We start from the raw sequence: 694 nt of genomic DNA, 5'->3' as shown, positions 1-694 counted from the left end.
AAGAAGTGCTATTTTGAAAGAAGCATCGGGAATAAGTACTCAACTATACCTAAGGAAACCTTGCGGAAAGTATTTCAGATGCTTGATGAAAAAGTAAAGTAATTAACTACTTTTTCAATTGACTCCTAAATAAAGGCTGTATGGCTTATTAACACCATACAGCCCCCAAAATACTACAGTATAGATTCTCCTTTATCCTTCCTTAGAGCTTTATAGAAAGAGTAAACCATCAACAGCATGATAAACGAAAATGGTAATGCTGCTGAAATTAATGCATTTTGAAGTGCCTGCAGTCCACCAGTATAAAGGAGTACAGCAGCTATTGTTGATTGGGCAAAGCCCCATACAAATTTAACAGCTGTTGGAGGGGATAAAGAACCATTAGTTGTCTGCATGCCAAGAACAAAGGTGGCTGAATCTGCTGACGTAATAAAAAATGTTCCAATCAACAGGATAGCCAATATGGACAAAATTACACTAAATGGAAATTGGTCAAACATCCCGAATAGAGCTTGTTCATCAGGCAGCCCGGCAATGTCTGCACCATTATTTTGCGCATTAATTCCTGACATTCCAAATGTAGCAAACCATAAGAAGCTGATAACGGAAGGAACAATCAGAACGCCTGATAAAAATTCGCGAATAGTGCGTCCTTTCGATATACGGGCAATAAAGATACCAACGAAAGGGGCCC

The 694-nt window shown here is 38.9% G+C and carries 1 protein-coding gene; it reads right to left on the bottom strand.

What is annotated here, in order from left to right; translation table 11 throughout:
* Window positions 1-173: 173 nt before the first annotated feature.
* The coding region (locus AC3G7N_RS21185) for a BCCT family transporter (RefSeq protein ID WP_489424119.1) at window positions 174-694 on the bottom strand (521 nt) is incomplete at its 5' end.

The organism is Virgibacillus carmonensis (genome assembly GCF_057836705.1).
This window is presented reverse-complemented; position numbering and strand designations above follow the sequence as displayed.